Below are 3,493 nucleotides of genomic sequence, written 5' to 3'. Positions count from 1 at the left end.
CGTGGGCTCGGAGATGTGTATAAGAGACAGGGCAGGTGCCGCCGGGGCGGCGGGGGGCGGTTCCGCCCCGGAGACGGAGAGGGCGTCCAGGAGCGCGCCGGCGGTCGTGTACTGGTCGCCGCGGCGGGGCAGCAGCCGCAGCAGTCGGTCCAGGTCGGCGAGGACGGCGCCGGCGTCCGGCAGCAGGTACGGGTCGTGGGCGACGGTCAGCACCAGACCGCCCGCGTCGTCGTGGTGCGCGCTCAGCGCGAGCGGGAAGGCGGTGTCGGCGTCGTACGCGACCGGCTCCGGCACCCGGATGCCCTGCGCGGCCAGGTCGGCGGCGGGTACGGCGGGCGGCTGCGGGCCGCCGCCGAAGACGAGCAGGGTGCCGGGGACGCGCCGGCCGCCCCGGCCCGCCGGGGCCCGGCGGGCCGGCTCGGTCCAGTGGGCGACCTGGCCCGCCGAGACCCACTCGTACGCCGCCATGTCCAGAGCGCGGTCGCGCAGTTGGGCCAGCAGGCGGGGCACCGGGGTGCGCGGGTCGACGACGACGGACATCGGCAGGGGGTTGCGCAGCGCGCCGGGCAGGCGTTCCACGCCGTCCAGCGGGACGCCGCGGCCGGACACCGAGACGCAGAACGCGACGGGCGCGGCGGTGGCGGCCCCGGCGCGGCCGGCCCGGTGCAGCAGCAGCGCCCAGGCGGCCTGGAGCGCGCCGAAGTCGGTGGCGCCCCAGCGGGCCGCCCAGGTGGTCAGCCCGGCTGCGTCCTCGGGGGACAGCCGGTGACGCAGGCGGACGGTCGCCGGGCGCGGGTCGCCGCCCTCCGGCCCCCCGGCGGCATCCTCCACCGGCCCGGCGCCCTGAACCGGCCCGGGAAGGCCGCGGCCAGGGTCTGCCGCGCCCTGAACCGGCCCGGGAAGGACGCGCCCAGGGTCTGCGAGGCCCTGGGCCGGTCCGGGAAGGTCCTGCCCGGCGAGGCCCCACCCGAGGGGGTCCTCCACCGGCTCGGCGGGGTCCTTCGCCGGCCCGCGGAGGTTCCGCGTGCCGGTGGCGGGGAGGTCGGCGGCGTCGGGGAGGAGATCGGCGGCCGGGGACCAGAAGTCGCGGGCGGGACCGAGGTCCCGGGCGGCCAGCCAGTCGACGTAGTCGCCCATGTCGGGGCGCCGTTCGCCGCCGGGCAGCCTGCCCCCGGCGAGGTAGGCGCGGAAGAACTCGCGCAGCAGCAGCCGGGCGCTGAGGTCGTCCAGCAGGGCGTGGTGGTAGGTGAGCAGCATCCGGTGCGGCGGCCCGTCGCCGGCGCCGGTCGGGCTCTCGGCGACGGTGACCCGGAACGGCCCGGGGCGGCGCGGGTCCAGTGCGCGCGCCCGGTCGGCGGCGAGCAGGGCGGCCCGGTCGCCGGACCCGGCCGGCGCGCGGAGCAGTTCGGGGACGACCCACTGGTGCACCAGCACCGCGGGCTCGTCGGCGTCGTCGAACGCGGCCCGCAGCACGCTCTCCCGGTCGGCCACCGACTGCCAGGCGTCGGCGAACCGTTCCAGGTCCAGCGGCCCGTGCCACTCCCAGCCGAGCCGGGCCACGCCGATGCCCGCGCCGGGCCGGGCGTCGGCGTCGGCGAGCAGCTCGCGCTGGAGCGGGCTGGCCCGCAGCACGCTCATCACTGGGCCGTGCGGGGCGCCGGCGGCGGATCGGGCGGCGGCCAGGCCGTACGGGGGACCGGCGGGCGGCAGCGGGACGGGCTCGTCGCCGAGCGGGCGCACACCGTCGGCCAGCGACTCGAACACCGAGGCGGAGCCGACCGGGCGGGCGGTCAGCAGGTCGGCGAGCAGGCCGACCGGGAAGTCCGCGGGCGCGCCGGCGGCGGCGGGCGCGTCGAGGGTGAGCGTGTGGTGCGCGGGGCCGTGCCGCCGCAGCCGGAACCGCCAGGCCGGCCCGTGCGGGTCGGCGTCCAGCACCTGGTGCACGGCGGCCTTGACGCGGCCGATGTCCACGGTGCCGCGGAGCTCCAGCGCGGGCGGGGCGCCCGTACCGGCGCGGCCCGGGTCGACGTACACCGTCAGCGGCTCGCGCCGGGGCAGGGACGGGGATCGGTCGGTGGTCATCCGTGACTCCTCCTCCCCTGTTCGGCGCCCCGAGTATGCGCGGCGCGGCCCATACGGGCCTGACACGGCGCTGACACGGCGCTGGGCCGGACGTACAGGCCCGCTCGGGCCCGCCGGAGCCCGCCGCTACGACCGGGCCGCGCGGGACGGACCCGCCCGGACCGGCCCCGGACCCGGCTCCGGAGCCGGTCCGACGCGGGGGCGGGCGGGTATGCGCGAGCGGTACGGCGCGGGGGTGGCCGGCGAGACCCGTACGAGGGGAGCGGCCGGCACGAGGAAGGCAGCGGGTGGTACGGCGCGGGGGCGGCCCAGCGGTGCCATGGCGTCCTCCTCGTCCGGTGTCCCACGGTGTCCGTGACACGACGGTAGACGCCGTACGCGGACGGGGGCGGTGTCCTCGAGCCGTCATGGACCGGGCGTGGACCGGGCGTGGACCGGGCGTGGACCGGGCTTCGATCGGGCGGGGGGCGTCCGACGGGTCGGGTCAGGCGGGCGGGCATCCGGCGTCGAGGACCTCGGCGACGGCGGCCATGAAGCCCGCGTCGAGCATGGTGCTGACCCGGGTGTCGCGGGCCGGGTCCAGGCCGCTGTCGTGGCAGGCCACGCTGATCAGGTAGCGGCCGAGCACCCGGTGGGTGGCGAAGGCCCACTCGCCGCGGGCCGCCCGGCTTCCGTCGGGCGCCAGCAGCTCCGGGCCGTCGACGTCGAAGCCGAACTCGGTGAAGCCCATGCGCAGGCCCTGGCCGAGCGCCTTGGTGTACGCCTCCTTCAGCGTCCACAGCCGCAGCATCGCCGCGCCCCGCTCCTCGGCGGGCAGCGCGGCCAGTTCGGCGCGCTCGGCGGGGGTGCACATATGGCCCTGTAGCAGGTCGAACGACATGTGCCGGTCGGCCGGTTCGGCGTCGACGCCGATCCGCCCGTGCAGGCTGACGCCGACGGCGATCACGTCGTCGGTGTGGCTCAGGCTGATGTCGATCTGGCCGAAGCCGCGCAGATAAGGCCGGCCGCCGATCTTGTACGAGAGGTCCAGCTCGGCCGGATCGGCGTCCAGCGCCGCCGCGGCCGTGTACTTGACGGCGAGGCGGGAGGCGACGAACCGGTAGCGGGCGGCCGGGTCGACGGTGCCGCGGTAGCGCTGCCAGTCCCGGCCGAGCATCGGCCGCAGCGCCGGATCGGTGAGCGCGACCGGCAGCCACTCGCCCCAGGTGGTGTGCACGACGGCGTTGCCCTGCCGGGCCAGGCCCTCCCGCACCGGCTGCCAGGGCCCGGCCGGCCCGACGTGGAACGGTGGCGCGATCCGCTCGGCTCCCCGCTGCTGTCCGCCGGTCGGCGCGGTGTAGGTCACGGTCCGTCCTTCCGCAGAGTGCCGGGGGAGAGGAGAGGGAGGGGTCAGGGGCGGTCAGGAGGGAGG

General features: G+C 78.1%; 2 protein-coding genes. Both read right to left on the bottom strand.

Going from position 1 to position 3,493, the window contains the following annotated elements:
• Nucleotides 1–2,082: condensation domain-containing protein (locus C6N75_RS03100; RefSeq protein ID WP_105867279.1), on the bottom strand; the 2,082-nt coding region annotated here is incomplete at its 3' end.
• Nucleotides 2,083–2,566: 484 nt separating this feature from the next.
• Nucleotides 2,567–3,427, bottom strand: coding sequence for a 4'-phosphopantetheinyl transferase family protein (locus tag C6N75_RS03095; protein WP_105867278.1), 861 nt, complete (start codon nt 3,425–3,427; stop codon nt 2,567–2,569).
• Between the last annotated feature and the right edge of the window lie 66 nt (nt 3,428–3,493).

This window comes from Streptomyces solincola, from assembly GCF_002982015.1.
Taxonomy (GTDB): domain Bacteria; phylum Actinomycetota; class Actinomycetes; order Streptomycetales; family Streptomycetaceae; genus Streptomyces; species Streptomyces solincola.
Note: the sequence above shows the minus strand (reverse complement) of the source record. Positions and strands in the feature narration are given on the sequence as shown.